At 72.1% G+C, this 15,029-nt stretch carries 11 protein-coding genes and 1 riboswitch; of the genes, 4 read left to right on the top strand and 7 right to left on the bottom strand.

The window, feature by feature from the left end:
* The first annotated feature begins 12 nt into the window (after positions 1-12).
* The 4 genes from AAC944_RS24195 (at position 13) to def (ending at position 4,858) form a co-directional block, all read left to right on the top strand.
* Positions 13-1,503: an HD-GYP domain-containing protein gene (locus AAC944_RS24195; protein ID WP_078888760.1), complete on the top strand. Its 1,491-nt coding sequence runs from the start codon at positions 13-15 to the stop codon at positions 1,501-1,503.
* 125 nt (positions 1,504-1,628) lie between these two features.
* A complete protein-coding gene (locus AAC944_RS24200; protein WP_037772816.1) occupies positions 1,629-2,834 on the top strand; it encodes an HD-GYP domain-containing protein in 1,206 nt (401 codons plus the stop codon).
* 286 nt (positions 2,835-3,120) lie between these two features.
* Positions 3,121-4,107, top strand: a complete 987-nt coding sequence (locus tag AAC944_RS24205) for a tetratricopeptide repeat protein (protein ID WP_030619331.1) — start codon at positions 3,121-3,123, stop codon at positions 4,105-4,107.
* Between the two features lie 109 nt (positions 4,108-4,216).
* Positions 4,217-4,858 carry a peptide deformylase gene (gene def, locus AAC944_RS24210; RefSeq protein WP_030619329.1) on the top strand — a complete coding sequence of 214 codons (642 nt, stop codon included), beginning with the start codon at positions 4,217-4,219 and terminating at the stop codon, positions 4,856-4,858.
* 85 nt (positions 4,859-4,943) lie between these two features.
* On the opposite strand, the gene AAC944_RS24215 is transcribed toward def, so the two are convergent.
* The 7 genes from AAC944_RS24215 to AAC944_RS24245 all read right to left on the bottom strand — a co-directional run bounded on the left by AAC944_RS24215 (position 4,944) and on the right by AAC944_RS24245 (position 14,953).
* Positions 4,944-5,903: a glycoside hydrolase family 20 zincin-like fold domain-containing protein gene (locus AAC944_RS24215; RefSeq protein WP_078888759.1), complete on the bottom strand. Its 960-nt coding sequence runs from the start codon at positions 5,901-5,903 to the stop codon at positions 4,944-4,946.
* Positions 5,904-6,017: 114 nt separating this feature from the next.
* The gene (locus tag AAC944_RS24220) at positions 6,018-7,127 is read right to left on the bottom strand and encodes a ribonucleotide-diphosphate reductase subunit beta (RefSeq protein WP_051872071.1); all 1,110 of its coding nucleotides are present in this window, start codon (positions 7,125-7,127) and stop codon (positions 6,018-6,020) included.
* Positions 7,127-9,601, bottom strand: a complete 2,475-nt coding sequence (locus AAC944_RS24225; RefSeq protein WP_030619320.1) for a ribonucleoside-diphosphate reductase subunit alpha — start codon at positions 9,599-9,601, stop codon at positions 7,127-7,129. The genes AAC944_RS24220 and AAC944_RS24225 overlap by 1 nt, the downstream gene beginning before the upstream one ends.
* A 154-nt stretch (positions 9,602-9,755) precedes the next feature.
* Positions 9,756-9,886, bottom strand: a riboswitch (cobalamin riboswitch).
* Between the two features lie 253 nt (positions 9,887-10,139).
* Positions 10,140-11,756: a monocarboxylate uptake permease MctP gene (gene mctP, locus AAC944_RS24230; RefSeq protein ID WP_030619317.1), complete on the bottom strand. Its 1,617-nt coding sequence runs from the start codon at positions 11,754-11,756 to the stop codon at positions 10,140-10,142.
* Between the two features lie 74 nt (positions 11,757-11,830).
* Positions 11,831-12,100 carry a DUF3311 domain-containing protein gene (locus AAC944_RS24235; RefSeq protein WP_051872068.1) on the bottom strand — a complete coding sequence of 90 codons (270 nt, stop codon included), beginning with the start codon at positions 12,098-12,100 and terminating at the stop codon, positions 11,831-11,833.
* Positions 12,101-12,410: 310 nt separating this feature from the next.
* Complete coding sequence (locus AAC944_RS24240) at positions 12,411-12,632, bottom strand: YbdD/YjiX family protein (protein WP_051872189.1); 222 nt, start codon at positions 12,630-12,632, stop codon at positions 12,411-12,413.
* 167 nt (positions 12,633-12,799) lie between these two features.
* Positions 12,800-14,953 carry a carbon starvation CstA family protein gene (locus AAC944_RS24245; RefSeq protein WP_030620776.1) on the bottom strand — a complete coding sequence of 718 codons (2,154 nt, stop codon included), beginning with the start codon at positions 14,951-14,953 and terminating at the stop codon, positions 12,800-12,802.
* Between the last annotated feature and the right edge of the window lie 76 nt (positions 14,954-15,029).

The following is a 15,029-nucleotide window of genomic DNA, read 5'->3' on the forward strand; positions in this document are numbered from 1 at the left end:
GAGGAGGGCGCCATGCGGCAGCTGCCCGTGGCCGCGTACGCGTACATCGGTTGTGCCGTGCTGGCGGCGGCCGGCTGTGCCGTCCCCGCCGTCCTGCCCGCCGCCGGGACGCCCTGGCCCACCGTGGCCCTGCTCGCCGTGCTCTACGCCGGCTGCGAGCGCATCCGCGACTGCCCGCTGACCCGGGCCCTGGCCCGGGGGGCCCGCTCGGGCGGCGTCCCGGGCCCCGCCGAGGGCATGCCGCCCCGGTGGGGCTGCCCCGTGCTGCTCGCCGGGGTCTTCCTGCTGCCACCCGCCGCGGCCGCCCTGGTCGCCCTCCCCGGCGCGCTCCTCTCCCGTACCGAGAAGCGCTCGGCCACCGCCCGCCGTGTCTGGCACGCCGCCGAACTGGCCCTGGCCGCCTGGGCCGCCGCGCAGGTCTTCGGCGCGGGCGGCAGCCGCGCCGTGCTCACCCCCGAGTTCCCCTACGCGCTGCTGCCCGCGGCGGCCGCCACCGCCGCCTTCTGCACCGTCCTCGCGGCCCTGGACGGCGGCGTGCTGGTCGCCGCCGAGCGGCACGCGCCCCGCACCGCCTGGCGCGGCCTGCTGCTCCGCTCCCTCGCCCCGCACCTGGCGCACGGCCTGGCCGGGCTGATGATGGCCGTCCTCTGGCGCAGCTCCTACGGGCCGCCCGCCGCGCTGCTCGTCCTGCTGCCCATGTACATCTCCTGCTGGGTCTTCGCGCAGTACCACCGCGAACGCGCGGCGCACCAGGCGACCATCCGCGCCCTCGTCCAGGCCGTCGACCTCAAGGACCGCTACACCCGCGGCCACAGCGAACGCGTCGGCCGCGCCTCCGTGATGATCGCCCGCGAACTCGGCATGGCCGAGGACCGCCTCGAAGTGATCCGCTTCGCCGGCATCCTGCACGACGTCGGCAAGCTCGGCGTGCCCACCCGGCTGCTGCGCAAGGACGGCCCGCTCACCCCCGAGGAGCGGCGCGTCATCGAACTGCACCCGGAGTACGGCCACGAGATCGTCCGCGGCATCGGCTTCCTCGGCGAGGCCAGGGCCGCGATCCTGCACCACCACGAGCGCATGGACGGCAAGGGGTACCCCTACGGCCTCAGGGGGCGCGAGATCCCCGAATTCGCCCGGGTGGTCGCGGTCGCCGACGCCTTCGACGCGATGACCTCCACCCGCTCCTACCGCCGCGCCCGCCCGGTCGCCGCCGCCGTCGCCGAACTGCGCCGCAGCGCGGGTGCCCAGCTCGACCCGCGCATGGTCCGCGCCCTGGTCGCCGCGCTCGCCCGGCACGGCTGGCAGCCCGAGGTCGTCACCGCCGGCACCGACGGGCCCGCGCCGCCGCTGCCCCGCCACCCGCGCGTCACCCTCCGCAGGCGCACCGCGGCGCCGGAGGCCGTGCCCCCGCCCGGCACGGCCGCCCTGCCCGGCACCGCGGCGGCACCGTCCCCCGGACCCGCCGCCGCGCCGCACCCCGGGCCCGCCGGAGGTGAGCGGTGAGCGGTACCGGAGCGTGGCGCGCCGGTACGGAGCACGGCGCGGCGCTCACCGTCCCGTACCGCACCGGCACCCCCCGCGCCGTCGCCCTCGTCTACGCCGCCGCCGGCGCCCTCGCCTGCCTCGCGCTGGGCCACACCCTCTGGCGCGGCCTCGCCGACCCCGGCATCGCCCTCGCGTTCGGCGCCCTCATAGCGGTCGGCGAGCTGGCCCGCTGGGGCGCGGGGCCGTCGGCGCGCGGCGGCGCGGGCGCGCTGCCCGGCGACCGTGAGAGCGCCCCGCTCGGCGTCGCCGGAGCCCTGGCCTACGCCCTGCTCGGCGAGGTCGGCGGCCGCGCGACCTCGCACGGCGTCCTGCAGACCGTCGCCGTCGTCGTCGCGGCCGGACTCGTGGGTCTCGTCCCCCATGTGGCGCGCGGCCGCGGCCCGGCGCTGGACCACATCGCCCGCCGCGTCCTGACCGTCGGCTTCGCCGCCACCTGCTTCCAGCCGCTCTACAACACCGGCCGGCTGGCCGCCTGGATCGGCGACGGCACGTACTACACCTGCTACCTCCTCGGCCTGCTCGCGCTCACCGCCCTGTGCGACGCCGTGCTCGCCGCGGCCCTGGCCAAGGCCCGTACCGGCTGGCCGTACGGTCCCCTCCTCCGCGACGAGCTGCGCTCCCTGCTCGGCATCGGCTCGGCGATCTGCGCGACCGGCCTGGTCATCGCGCTGGCCACGGCCGTCGCCGGGCTGTGGGCACTGCCCGTCTTCTGTCTGCCGCTCCTCCTCACCCAGTTCTCCTTCCGCCGCTACGCCGCCGTCCGCGCCACCTACCGGCAGACCATCGCCTCCCTCGCCCGCGCCACCGAGATCGCCGGCTACACCCCGCCGGGCCATGCCCGCCGGGTCGCCGTCCTCAGCCGCGCCGTCGGCCGGGAACTGGGGCTGGGCGAGGCCGACTTGAGCGTGCTGGAGTACGCGGCGCTGATGCACGACATCGGACAGCTCTCCCTGGTGGACCCGGTGACCGGCGGCGCCACCGCCGGCCTGCCGCCCGCCGAACAGCGCAGGATCGCCCTGCTCGGCGGCGCCGTCGTCCGCCAGACCGGGGTGCCCGCCGAGGTCGCGATGATCGTCGAGCGGCAGGCCGACCCGTTCCGTGACCAGCCGCTCCCCGCCCGTATCGTGCGCACGGTGAACGCCTACGACGACCTCGCGGGCGGGGACGGCGGCCCCGGGGGCACGCTGCGCGCCCTGGAGAGGCTCCGCCTGTCGACCGCACAGGACTTCGAGCCACGGGTCGTGGAGGCCCTCGCCCGGGTGCTCGCCCGGCCCCTCGGCCCGGCCTGACCGGCGCCGCCACCCGAGTGCGGGGTGCCCAGGGGATAGCTGTGACGTATCGGGGTACCGGTTCAAGGTCATAGAACCGATGGGTAATGAGCGGCCCCGGATATGGGCATGGTTGGATGCGAAGAGAGCCCCGAAAAACGGGGTTCAGGGGGGCTGCGCAAGGCAAGGAGCAGCAGGGGGCACCGGCCATCGGGCTGAGCCCGGCGGCAAACTGTGGCAGGTTGTCGAGTGAGCCCCTCGGCCGTCCGCCGGACGGCACCAAGGAAGCAATCGGCAGGCGGGAATCGTGAAGATCTTCGGCAAGGTACGGCACCGGCCCTCCGCCTCGTGGCGGCAGGCGACCGACCGCGCTTTCACGCTGATCGGCGACGGCCGTTACGAGGACGCGGGCGCGCTGCTCACCCGCGCCGCCGACATGGAGCCGTGGCTGTCCGAGTCGTGGTTCAACCTCGCCCTGCTGCACAAGTTCCGGCACGACTGGGAGCAGGCCCGCACCGCCGGACTGCGCGCCGTCGCCCTGCTGGACCGCGAGGCCGGGGCCCCCGACTGGTGGAACGTCGGCATCGCGGCCACAGCGCTCCAGGACTGGCCGCTGGCCCGCCGCGCCTGGCAGGCGTACGGCCTGCACGTACCCGGCGAGGGCGCGCCCGCCGGGGAACCGCGCGGCATGCAGCTGGGCAGCGCCGCGGTCCGCCTCTCGCCCGAGGGCGAGGCCGAGGTCGTCTGGGGCCGCCGGCTGGACCCGGCCCGCATCGAAGTGCTCTCCATCCCGCTGCCGTCCTCCGGGCGCCGCTGGGGCGAGGTCGTCCTGCACGACGGCGTCCCGCACGGCGAGCGCACCACCACCGCCGGGCCGTCCTACCCCGTCTTCGACGAGATCGAGCTGTGGGCGCCCTCGCCGGTGCCCACCTGGGTCGTCCTGCTGGAGGCCGCGGGCGAGGCCGACCGGGACGCCCTGGAGCGGCTGGCCGCGGACGCCGGGTACGCCGCCGAGGACTGGTCCTCCTCCGTCCGCCTGCTCTGCCGCACCTGCTCCGAGAGCCGGATGCCCAGCGACGAGGGCGACGGCGCGCATCTGGACCCGCACGACCACAGCGAGCCAGGGCATCCGGGCCCGCTGGGCCACCGCACGGCCGGCTCCGGCTCCCTGTGGGTGCCCGAGCGGGAGTGCGGCATCGCCGCGCCCGCCGGGCTGGTACGGGGCCTGCTGGACGGCTGGGTCGCCGACAGCCCGGACACCCGCGAGTGGCGGGACCTCGAAGAGGTCTGCTGAGTCCCCGCCGGTTCCGTCGGCGGGCGGCGGGCGCACGGCAGGCCCCCGTACCCTGTACGGGCAGCTAAGAAAAATCTTTGCGGAAAATCGCGGAAGGCGTGCGGCGGACATGGCGCAGCAGGTGTTTGATCAAGACGGCGAGCAGCAGGTGAACGACGAGTTCGTCGACGACGTGACCGACGCGGACGAGCGGGAGAAGGCGTACCGCGAGCGCGGCACCTCCCGCCCGATCACCGTGGTCGGCAATCCGGTGCTGCACAAGGAGTGCAAGGACGTCACCGAGTTCGACGACGAGCTCGCGAAGCTCATCGACGACATGTTCGCCTCCCAGCGCACCGCCGAGGGCGTGGGCCTGGCCGCCAACCAGATCGGCGTCGACCTGAAGGTCTTCGTCTACGACTGCATGGACGACCAGGGCGTACGCCACGTCGGCGTGGTCTGCAACCCGGTCCTGGACGAGCTGCCCGCCGAGCGCCGGGTGCTGGACGACTCCAACGAGGGCTGCCTGTCGGTCCCCGGCGCCTACGCCGAGCTGGCCCGCCCGGACTACGCCGTGGTCCGCGGCCAGGACGCGCAGGGCAACCCGATCGCCGTCGAGGGCACCGGCTACTTCGCCCGCTGCCTCCAGCACGAGACCGACCACCTCTACGGCTACCTCTACATCGACCGCCTCTCCAAGCGCGACCGCAAGGACGCCCTCAAGCAGATGGCGGAGCGCGAGCCGCGCTACCCCGTGGTCGCCAACGACTGACGCGCCCGCGCGCCCGGCACGGTCCCACCGCGCCGCCGTCCCCCGAACGGGTGAGAAAGCCCGTTCGGGGTCCGGTTCCGGCCGTTCAGCGCTGCGCCGCGACGGCCCGTGCCGCGTCGGCGGTCGTGACGTCCGGTGCCGTCTGCACGGCCACCGAGTCCGCAGCCCGCTCGCTCAGCTGGAGCTGCGAGACGGCGTTACGGATCACCAGCCGCCCGCCGCCGTCCTCGGTCAGCTGCCGGCGCTGGGTCCGCGCCGCCGCCGCCGCACAGGGCTCCACGGTCAGCTCGCTGCCCGCCTCCAGCGGCGCCCCGCCGTGCAGCCTGTCCCGCCGGTCCTCCGGACAGCCCGCACCCTGCGCCGAGCGCACCGTGTAGTACCCGTCGGACGTGGCGCTCAGCGTCCAGGTGGCGCTGCCGGAACGCGCGAACGCCGCCAGGCCGCCGGTGCCCGGCGCGAGCCGCTTGCGGTACGCCATGGCGCGCAGCAGCCGCTCGAACCACTCCACGGACACGTGGAGGTAGCAGGCACAGACGCCGACGCCGCGCTCGCGGTACGAGGGGACGTCGGTGGCGGAGCCGCGCGGCGCGGTCCGGTCGCCGAGCAACTGCAGCGCGGTACGCGTCCCGCAGAAGACGCCGGTGGCGGTCGCGGCCGTGACGGTGAGCCGGTCCCCGGACGTCAGCCGATATCCCTCCTCACCCCACTCGCCCTGCAGCTCGGCGTCCTGGCGGAGCACGAGGTCGCCGGGGCGCGCGGGGCGGCTGCTGACCGCGGGACGCGTGCCGCTGCGCTCCGCCAGCTCGCCCGCGAACCGGCGGGCGTCCCGCTCCGTACGGGCGTCGGCGTGCTCCAGGACGATCAGCGGGCGCGCGGCGAGCCGGACCCCACCCGGCGCGGCGTCCCACTGGCGGAGGGAGGGGAGCACGTCGGGGGCCGCGCCCGGGGGACCGGCGGCGGTGGCACCGCCGGCGGGGAGGAGCGCGGCGAGCACCGCGAGAACGGTGCCGGCGAGCCCGGTGATCAAAGGTCTGCTGCTGGCCATGGCCACCTCTCATCGGAGAGTCGCACCATGGCCCGTGTCCCGTGGTGTGTCCATGGACCCACCACGGGACGTCGTTGGACTTCTGGAGCGCCGGACTTCTGGAAGGCCGGGCTCCTAGAAGTCGTCGTCGAAGGCGACCGAGCCCTCGACGGCGACCTGGTACGCGGAGGCCCGGCGCTCGAAGAAGTTCGTCAGCTCCTGGACGTTCTGCAGCTCCATGAAGGAGAACGGGTTCTCCGAGCCGTACACCGGCGCGAAGCCGAGGCGCCGCAGCCGCTGGTCGGCGACGCACTGCAGGTACTCGCGCATCGAGTCGGTGTTCATGCCCGGCAGGCCGTCCCCGCACAGGTCACGGCCGAACTGCAGCTCGGCCTCCACGGCCTCCTTGAGCATGTCGGTGACCTGCTGCTCCAGCTCCGCGTCGAACAGCTCGGGCTCCTCCTCGCGCACGGTGTCCACCACGGCGAACGCGAAGTCCATGTGGCAGCTCTCGTCGCGGAAGACCCAGTTCGTGCCGGTCGCGAGCCCGTGCAGCAGACCGCGCGAGCGGAACCAGTACACGTACGCGAACGCGCCGTAGAAGAACAGCCCCTCGATGCACGCCGCGAAGCAGATCAGGTTCAGCAGGAAACGGCGCCGGTCGGCCTTGGTCTCCAGCCGGTCGATCTCCTCCACCGAGTCCATCCACTTGAAGCAGAACTGCGCCTTCTCGCGGATGGAGGGGATGTTCTCGACGGCGGCGAACGCGGCGGCGCGGTCGTCCGGATCGGGCAGATAGGTGTCCAGCAGCGTCAGGTAGAACTGGACGTGTACGGCCTCCTCGAACAGCTGACGGCTCAGATACAGCCGCGCCTCGGGGGAGTTGATGTGCTTGTAGAGCGTCAGCACCAGGTTGTTCGCCACGATCGAGTCGCCGGTCGCGAAGAACGCCACCAACCGGCCGATCAGGTGCTGCTCGCCCGGCGACAGCTTGGCGAGGTCGGCCACGTCGGAGTGGAGGTCGACCTCCTCCACGGTCCAGGTGTTCTTGATCGCGTCGCGGTAGCGGTCGTAGAAGTCCGGGTACCGCATGGGGCGCAGGGTCAGCTCGAAGCCCGGGTCGAGGAGGTTCTTCACGGCTCCGGGGGCGGCCGTGTGCGTCTGTGCGGCGGCGGTTCCGGTGGTGGGGGCGACGGCGCGCAGCGCCGTCGTTGCGGAGTGGTGGTCGGGCGACGGATTGGGCATTACTGGCAGGCCTCGCAGGACTCGGGGTTTTCCAGGGAGCAGGCGATCGCTTCCGGATCGGCCGCCTGCTGGGGGACGGTGGCGGTGGCGGTGGCGCCCGTACCGCGCGCGGCGCTGACATCAGCGGCTGACGCCGCGCGCGCGATCCGGGTCGCCGGACGCGACCGCAGGTAGTACGTGGTCTTGATGCCGCGCTTCCAGGCGTACGCGTACATCGAGCTGAGCTTGCCGATGGTCGGCGCCGCCATGAACAGGTTCAGGGACTGGCTCTGGTCCAGGTACGGCGTGCGGTCGGCGGCCATGTCGATCAGCGCGCGCTGCGGGATCTCCCAGGCGGTGCGGTACAGCGCGCGGATCTCCTCGGGGATCCACGGCACGTCCTGCACGGAGCCGTTGCCCTCGCGCAGCGCCTCACGGGTCCGCGCGTCCCAGCTGCCCGCCTTCTTCAGGTCCTCCACCAGATACGCGTTGACCTGCAAGAACTCCCCGCTCAGCGTCTCGCGCTTGAAGAGGTTGGAGACCTGCGGCTCGATGCACTCGTACACGCCGGCGATGGACGCGATGGTCGCGGTCGGCGCGATCGCGAGGAGCAGCGAATTCCGCATGCCCGTCTCCGCGATACGGGCGCGCAGCGCGGCCCAGCGGTCCGCCCAGCGCGGCTCGGCGTTCGGGTAGTGATCGGGGTGCAGCACACCGCGAGCCGTGCGCGTCGCGGACCAGTTCGGGTGCGGCCCGTGCCGCTCCGCGAGGTCCGCGGAGGCCTCGTACGCCGCGAGCATGATCCGCTCGGAGATCCGGGTGGACAGCTCACGCGCCTCGGGCGAGTCGAACGCCAGCCGCAGCCGGAAGAAGACGTCCTGGAGCCCCATCAGGCCCAGGCCCACCGGACGCCAGCGCGAGTTGGACGCGCCGGCCTGCTCGGTCGGGTAGAAGTTGATGTCCACCACGCGGTCGAGGAAGGTCACGGCCGTACGGACCGTGGCGTCCAGCTTCGCCCAGTCCATCGCCTCCTCCCAGCCGGCGGCCTCGTCGCGGAGGTGCGCCGCGAGGTTGACCGACCCGAGGTTGCACACGGCCGTCTCGCCGTCGTCCGTGACCTCCAGGATCTCCGTGCACAGGTTCGAGGAGTGCACGACTCTGCCCGGCTCCGCCGTCTGGTTCGCGGTGCGGTTGGCGGCGTCCTTGAAGGTCATCCAGCCGTTGCCGGTCTGCGCCAGCGTCCGCATCATCCGCGCGTACAGCGTCCGGGCCGGCACCGCCTTGACGGCCTTCCCCGCGGCCTCCGCCTTCCGGTACGCGGCGTCGAACTCCGCGCCGTACAGATCCACCAGCTCCGGCGCGTCCACCGGCGAGAACAGCGACCAGTCCTGGTCGGCCTCGACCCGGCGCATGAACTCGTCCGGGATCCAGTGCGCGATGTTCAGGTTGTGCGTCCGCCGCGCCTCCTCACCCGTGTTGTCCCGCAGCTCCAGGAACTCCTCGATGTCCGCGTGCCAGGTCTCCAGGTACACGCAGGCCGCGCCCTTGCGACGACCGCCCTGGTTCACCGCGGCGACCGACGCGTCGAGCGTCCGCAGGAACGGCACGATGCCGTTGGAGTGCCCGTTCGTGCCGCGGATCAGCGAACCGCGGGCACGCACCCGGGAGTACGACAGACCGATGCCGCCGGCGTGCTTCGAGAGCCGCGCGACCTGGTGGTACCGGTCGTAGATCGAGTCCAGCTCGTCCAGCGGCGAGTCCAGCAGATAGCAGGAGGACATCTGCGGATGACGGGTGCCGGAGTTGAACAGCGTGGGGGAGGAGGGGAGGTACGAAAGGGTGCTGGTCAGCCCGTACAGCTCGGCGACGTCCGCGAGCGCCCGCGCGGAGCGGTCCTCGGCCAGGCCGCACGCCACCCGCAGCAGGAAGTGCTGCGGCGTCTCGATGACCTTCCGGGTGATCGGGTGACGCAGCAGATAACGCGAGTACACCGTGCGCAGGCCGAAGTAGCCGAACCGGTCGTCGGCGCCGTCCGTGAGCGCCTCGTCGACCAGCGCGTCCAGCGCGGCGGCGTGCGTGCTCACGAACGCGGCCGTGGAGTCGGCGATCAGGCCCTCACGGTGGCCCGTGGCGACCGACGCGGCGAACCCCGTCGCGCCCTGGCTCGCGGCCTCCTCGGCGATCGCGGCCGTCAGCAGCCGCGCGGCCAGCTTGGAGTACTGCGGCTCGTCACCGATCAGACCGGCGGCGGCCTCCATCGCCAGCTCCCGCAGCTCCGCCTCGTCCGAGCCGGCGTGCCGGCCGCGCAGCGCGGCCGCGGCGACCTTGCCCGGGTCGGTGGCCGGCAGGTCAGCGGTGAGGTCGGTCAGGGTGCGCAGCAGGGCCGCGCCGGGGCCGTCGTGGCCTTGCGCGGGCGCCGGCCGGGCCTCCTGTGCCGACTGGGCCTGTTGTGCTGACTGCGCCTGTTGTGCTGACTCCGCGGGCGCGATGGTCACCTTGTGCTCTCCTCACTCGGCCGGCGCCGGAGGAGGGGTGACGGAGGCGTACGGGCAGCCGCGCCGGACGCCTTGCCGGGCACGCGGGCACACCACGCAGCGTCCACCGGCCCAACCCACGGAGCCCGGACGTCTCGACGCCCGCACCGGGACGGCTACGGGCGTACCGTCGGCAGGTCATCGGACTTGCTGAGTGCGCAGATACCCACTCAGCACACCGTTGCGGGACAGTTCCGGATTCGCACCGGATTCCCCTGCGGCGACAGCGAGGACGAGCATACATCTTGTGTCGCCCCTCGCGACCAATCCCATATCTTGTGTCGCCGTGCTGCTGTGCGTACTGCTGTGCGTACTGCTGTGCGTACTGCTGTGTGTACTGCTGTGTGTACTGCTGTGTGTACTGCTCTGCGTGCCGCGGTACGTACGGATGGTCACGGCCCGCGGGTGCCCTGGCAGGGCGGCCGTGGTGCAGCCGGGCAACGACAACGGGCCGCCGGTTTCCACCGGCGGCCCGTCGGCCTCACGCACACAGGCGGGGTCAGTGGGCGGATCCCGCCGTGGCCGGCGGCAGCTCCACCTGCACGCCCTTGTCACCGGCGTCCGCCGTGTAGTCCTCCGGCGAGGTCTCGTCGACCCCGGCCGGCGCCTTCACGGCCCGCAGGACCACCGTCAGCACCACCGTGACCAGCGCGTTCAGCACGAACGCGGTCAGGCCGATGTAGCCGATCTCGCCGATACCGGGAATCTCCGCGTTCGAGCCGCCGAAGTGCTTCTGCGTCGGGCTCGCCACGCCGTACGCCGCGACCGTGCCGTACACCATGCCGACCGCCCAGCCGGCGAGCAGCGCCCAGCGGTGGAACCAGCGGGTGAACAGGCCACCGACCAGCGACGGCATGGTCTGCAGGATCCAGATGCCGCCCAGCAGCTGGAAGTTGATCGCCACCGTCTTGTCCATCGTCAGGACGAACGCCAGCGCGCCGACCTTCACCAGCAGCGACACCAGCTTGGCGACCTTGTGCTCCTGCGCGGGCGTCGCGCCCGGCTTGAGGAAGTCCTTGTAGATGTTGCGGGTGAAGAGGTTCGCCGCGGCGATCGACATGATGGCCGCGGGCACCAGCGCGCCGATACCGATCGCGGCGAACGCCACGCCCGTGAACCAGTCGGGGAACATGTTCTCGAACAGCTGTGGAATCGCCAGCTGCCCGTTCTGCACCTTGATGCCGGCCGCGATCGCCATGAAGCCCAGCAGCGCGAGGAGGCCGAGCATCAGGGAGTACAGCGGCAGGATGGTGGTGTTGCGGCGGATCACGTTGCGGTTCTGCGAGGACAGCGTCGCCGTGATCGAGTGCGGGTACATGAACAGCGCCAGCGCCGAGCCGAGCGCCAGCGTCGCGTACGCCCACTGCGCGTTCGGACCGCTCGCCAGCTCTCCGCGCGGCTTGCCCGTGGCCGGGTTGGTCTCCGCGAAGGCGTCCCCCGCCACGTGGAAGATGTGCTCGAAGCCGCCCAGCTCGATCGGGATGTAGATGATCGCCACGGCGATGACGAGGTAGATCAGACCGTCCTTGACGAACGCGATCAGCGCGGGCGCACGCAGCCCGGAGGAGTAGGTGTAAGCGGCCAGCACGCCGAAGGCGATCAGCAGCGGCAGGTCCTTGATGAACCAGTTCGTGTTCTCCCCGCCGCCGACGCCCATCACGTCCAGAACGGCCTGGATGCCCACGAGTTGCAGCGCGATGTACGGCATCGTGGCGAGGATGCCGGTGAGCGCCACGGCCAGCGACAGGGCCTTGGAACCGAAGCGCCCGCGCACGAAGTCCGAGGTGGTGACGTACCCGTGCTTGTGCGACACCGACCACAGCCGCGGCAGGAACGTGAAGATCAGCGGATAGACGAGGATCGTGTACGGCACGGCGAAGAAGCCGGCAGCGCCTGCCGCGTAGATCGCCGCGGGCACCGCCACGAAGGTGTACGCCGTGTAGAGGTCGCCGCCCAGCAGGAACCACGTCACCCACGTACCGAAGCTACGGCCGCCCAGGCCCCACTCGTCGAGGTTGTCGGACTGCTCGGCCTTGCGCCAGCGCGCGGCCAGGAAGCCCATGATCGTCACGGCGACGAAGAAGAAGACGAAGACGGCGAGCGCGATGCCGTTCACGCCGCCGGCCGCGTCCGCCGCGAGGGCGTGGCCGACGGGAGCCTGCGCTCCGAGCGTCTCTGTTGCCAGGGTCATCACTCGGACACCCCGTCCTTGCGGGCGCGCAGCGCACGCTGCTCACGCTGCACGAGCTTGTACGCGACCATCGTCAGCGCCGTCGAGATCAGCACCCACAGCATCTGGTACCAGTAGAAGAACGGGATGCCGATCAGGGTCGGTTCGACCTTCGCGTACGAACTCACCCACAGCATCGCCACGAACGGAGCGAGCAGGCACAGGCCGGCCACCACACGCGTGGGCGTGACGATCGGCCCGGATCCGGGTGTTTCGGCTGGCTCTGTCATATCCGCTACTCCGTCCCTGGCGATCATCTGTGCAATGGCCGGAAATCTAAGCGCCAGGGGCAGTTGACGTCACCCACTGTCCGCATATCGGTACGGACACGGTTCGGGCCGGGAAGGGTGACGGGCGGGGTTGCATGGGGGTGCGGGGTGCGGGGTGCGGAGTGCGGGGTGCGGGCAGGGCTTCGGGGGTGGAGTGCGGGTGGGGCTTCGGGGTGGGGGCGGGGGGCGTCCGGGGGCTGGGAGCTGGGCCTTCGGGGGGCTCCCCCCCGCCCCGCCCCCTCCCCACCCCCTCCCCGCACCCCCCTCTCTCTCAGCAGCAGCGGAAGCCCGCGCGGGGGTCGCCCTCCCGGGCGTCCGTGCGACGGCGTTCGAACTCCCGGCGGCTGGGCACCGGGGCGTCGGGATCGTGTCGACGGAGATGCCCGACATACCGCTCGTACGCCGACTCACCGGTCAACTCCCGTACGTACCACCGCACCCCGCGCCCCCACCGCGCCACCGCGGCCCCCCACCGAGACCTCCGGCCCGGCATCCGCGCCACCTCTCCCATACGCGCTCCCCTCGTCTCCCGAGCCGTACGCGGTACGTCCGCCGCCCACGCGGCACGCGCTGCGTCCGTCGCCCGGGCCGTATGCGCATCGTCCGCGTCCCAAGCCGTACCCGCTGCCCCCGTCATCCGTGCGGCCCGCTCCGGGCCCGTCATGTCCGCGCCCCCTCGTGGCCGTCCCCGGTTGTGGCTGCGGCCAGTTCCGCCTTCTCCTCCCGTGTGGCTATCAGCCCTGCGGGGGCCACGATGCGTGAAGCGACGTACGGTGCTTCCTTCAGCGGCGTCGCGTCCGGTGTGCGGACATGGCGTATGCACATACGGGCCGCGTCGGCGATCACCACCACGATCAGCAGGGCCAGCACCGCCGACAGCACGCCGTCCACCGTGGAGTTGGTGACGACCGTGTGCATGTCGTCCATCGACTTCGCGGGCGGCAGCACCTTCCCCGCGTCGATCGCGTCCTGGTAGATCGCGCGCTGCGTGAAGAACCCCACCTTCGGGTCGCCCGAGAACACCTTCTGCCAGCTCGCCGTCAGGGTGACCACCGCGTCCCAGGCCAGCGGGACGCCCGTGACCCACGCCCACTTCAGCCGGCCGGACTTCACCAGCAGCGTCGTGCACACCGCCAGCGCGACCGCCGCCAGCAGCTGGTTGGAGATGCCGAAGATCGGGAAGAGCTGGTTGATGCCGCCCAGCGGCTCATGGACGCCCACCCAGAGGAAGTACCCCCACAGGCCGACCACGGCCGCGCTGCTGAGGATCAGCCCCGGCTTCCAGCTGATGTCCCGGAACGGCCGGTACGCGTTGCCCAGCATGTCCTGGAGCATGAAGCGGCCGACCCGGGTGCCCGCGTCCAGCGCCGTCAGGATGAACAGCGCCTCGAACATGATCGCGAAGTGGTACCAGAAGGCCTTCATCCCGGCGCCGCCCACCACCTGGGAGAAGATCTCCGAGACGCCGACGGCCAGCGTCGGCGCGCCACCCGTCCGGGACAGCAGCGTCTGTTCCTCCACGGCCTTGGCCGCCGCGGCCAGCTGGTCGGGGGAGATGGCGTAACCGAACTGGGCGACCGCCTGGGACGCGGACTGGACCGTGTCACCGATGACACCCGCCGGTGCGTTCATCGCGAAGTACAGGCCGGGGTCGATGACGGACGCGGCCACCAGCGCCATCACCGCGACGAAGGACTCCATCAGCATCGAGCCGTAGCCGATCATCCGGATCTGGGTCTCCTTCTGCACCATCTTCGGCGTGGTGCCCGAGGAGATCAGCGCATGGAAGCCCGACAGGGCACCGCAGGCGATGGTGATGAAGGCGAACGGGAAGAGGGAGCCGGCGAAGACCGGGCCGTCGCCGCGGCTCGCGAAGTCCGTCACCGCGTCCATCTTCAGCGTCGGCAGGGCGATCACCACGCCCAGGGCCAGCAGCCCGATCGTGCCGATCTTCATGAAGGTGGAGAGGTAGTCACGGGGCGCGAGCAGGGTCCACACGGGGAGCACCGAGGCGATGAAGCCGTACGCGACCAGCCAGATCACCAGGGTCTTCGGCTGGAGGGTGAAGGTGTCGGCCCAGGAGGACTCCGCGACCCAGCGGCCGCCGACGAGCGCGAGGAGCAGCAGGGCGATGCCGATGAGGGAGACCTCGGTGATCCGCCCGGGGCGGAGGAAGCGGAGGTAGACACCCATGAGGAGGGCGATGGGGATCGTCATGCCGATGGAGAACGTGCCCCAGGGCGACGCGGCCAGCGCGTTGACGATCACCAGCGCGAGCACGCCGAGCAGGATGATCATGATGGCGAAGGCGGCGAGCAGCGCGGCGGCCCCGCCGAACGGACCGATCTCCTCGCGCGCCATCTGGCCCAGTGACTTGCCGTCCCGCCGGGTGGAGAAGAAGAGCACCACCATGTCCTGCACGGCACCGGCGAAGACCACTCCGGCGATGATCCAGATCGTGCCGGGGAGGTAGCCCATCTGTGCCGCGAGCACCGGTCCGACCAGCGGGCCCGCGCCCGCGATGGCCGCGAAGTGGTGGCCGAGCAGGACCCGGCGGTCGGTGGGGTGGAAGTCGATGCCGTTGTTCAGCCGCTCGGCCGGGGTGGCGCGGGTCTTGTCGACCCGCAGCACGCGTGTGGCGATGAAGCGGGAGTAGAAGCGGTAGGCGATGGCGTACGTACCGAGCGCTGCGGCCACCATCCAGGCCGCCGACACCTCCTCGCCGCGGCCCAGTGCGAGCAGGGTCCAGCCGGCCGCGCCGATCAGCGCTACCGCTGTCCAGATGACGATCGTTCGGAGTGATGTCGTACGCACTGGCCGGCCTCCCGTTCCGACGGTGACGGAAGGACGGTAGGGCAGGTGCTGTGACGTGCGCCATACCCTGTGGATA

This window comes from Streptomyces sclerotialus (assembly GCF_040907265.1).
Lineage (GTDB): Bacteria > Actinomycetota > Actinomycetes > Streptomycetales > Streptomycetaceae > Streptomyces > Streptomyces sclerotialus.

Coding starts and splice junctions, on each gene's coding strand:
- AAC944_RS24195 (WP_078888760.1), top strand. CDS start 13: ATGCGGCAGCTGCCCGTGGCCGCGTACGCGTACATCGGTTGTGCCGTG.
- def (WP_030619329.1), top strand. CDS start 4,217: ATGGCGCAGCAGGTGTTTGATCAAGACGGCGAGCAGCAGGTGAACGAC.
- AAC944_RS24215 (WP_078888759.1), bottom strand. CDS start 5,903: ATGGCCAGCAGCAGACCTTTGATCACCGGGCTCGCCGGCACCGTTCTC.
- AAC944_RS24220 (WP_051872071.1), bottom strand. CDS start 7,127: ATGCCCAATCCGTCGCCCGACCACCACTCCGCAACGACGGCGCTGCGC.
- AAC944_RS24235 (WP_051872068.1), bottom strand. CDS start 12,100: ATGACAGAGCCAGCCGAAACACCCGGATCCGGGCCGATCGTCACGCCC.
- AAC944_RS24240 (WP_051872189.1), bottom strand. CDS start 12,632: ATGCCGGGCCGGAGGTCTCGGTGGGGGGCCGCGGTGGCGCGGTGGGGG.